Source organism: Acidovorax sp. GW823-FHT02H02 (genome assembly GCF_058797075.1).
On the sequence record NZ_JBXAJH010000043.1, the window covers coordinates 1 to 1,524 of the forward strand.

Consider the following 1,524-nt stretch of genomic DNA (forward strand, 5'->3'; position numbering starts at 1 on the left):
GGGGGTGCGGACGAAAACTTGGACTACTAGAAGGTAGTTCATGTATTCCTACGAAGACCGAATCCGAGCCGTTGAGCTCTACATCAAGCTCGGCAAACGCACCAGCCCGACCATCCGTCAGCTGGGTTACCCAACCAAGAATGCATTGAAGGGGTGGTACCGCGAGTATCAGCAGCGGCTCGACCTGCCGCTGGGATATGCCCGTCGGCAGCCGAAGTTCTCGCAGGGCCAGAAGGCAGCGGCCATCGAGCACTACCTCACACATGATCGATGCATCGCTGCCACCATGAGGGCGCTGGGCTATCCAGGGCGTGGAACGCTAACCAAGTGGGTCCGCGAGGCATTCCCTGAAGCCAGGATGGCCCTTGTCGGCAGTGTGGGCCAGCGAAGATATCCCGAGAGCTTGAAGCACGCGGGAGTGATGGAGCTTTGCACCCGGCAGGAAAGTGCACAGGCTGTTGCCGACAGGCTCGGCGTGTGCCGGCCAACGTTGTACAACTGGAAGAACCAGCTTCTGGGGCGTGAGGCACCCGCATCAATGAAACACACCAATCAATCTCCGCAGGCGCAAGAGCGTGAAGAGCTCGAGCGCCAAGTTGAGATACTGCGCCACGAAGTCAGGCAACTGCGCCTTGAGCAGGACCTCTTGAACAAGGCCAATGAACTGTTAAAAAAAGGCCTGGGCGTCGATCTGCAGCTCCTGTCCAACCGGGAGAAGACACTGCTGATTGACGCCCTCAGGGAGCACTATGGCCTGCCAGAGCTCCTTGCACAGTTGAGTCTTGCGCGTAGCTCGTACTTCTACCATCGGGCCCGCGCGGCAATCGGAGACAAGTACGTGAGGGTGCGCCAGTCCATCACCGAGATCTTCGAGTCCAATCACCGCTGCTATGGCTACCGCAGGCTGCAAGCCTCACTGGCCAGAGAGCAAGGCCCGATCTCCGAGAAGGTGATACAGCGGCTGATGAAGCAAGAGAGCCTGGTCGTTGCAAAACCCAAGAGGCGTCGGTATGCGTCTTACCTGGGCGAGATCAGCCCAGCACCAGAGAACATCATCAACCGTGACTTCCAGGCAGCAGCCCCCAACAAGAAATGGCTGACCGACATCACGGAGTTCCAGATCCCTGCAGGCAAGGTCTACCTGTCGCCGATCATCGATTGCTTCGACGGGATGGTGGTGAGCTGGACCATCGGCACGAGTCCGGATGCAGAGCTGGTCAACACCATGCTGGATGCAGCCATCGAGACCGTCACAGAGACAAGCGATCGACCAGTGGTCCACTCAGACCGCGGAGGTCACTACCGCTGGCCTGGCTGGCTATCCAGAATGAGCGAGGCCAAGCTCACCCGCTCGATGTCCCGCAAGGCCTGCTCGCCTGACAACGCAGCGTGCGAGGGCTTCTTCGGTCGGTTGAAGAATGAACTGTTCTATCCTCGGGACTGGAAGAGCGTCACAGTTGAGCAGTTCATTGAAGTGCTCGACGACTACATCCGTTGGTACAACGAGAAGCGGATCAAGATCTC

At 58.5% G+C, this 1,524-nt stretch carries 1 protein-coding gene; it reads left to right on the forward strand.

Annotation, left to right across the window (positions count from 1 at the left end; all coding sequences use genetic code 11):
• Window positions 1–40 precede the first annotated feature (40 nt).
• On the forward strand, window positions 41–1,524 hold a 1,484-nt coding region (locus AC1RDS_RS20945; RefSeq protein ID WP_492227358.1), incomplete at its 3' end, for an IS3 family transposase.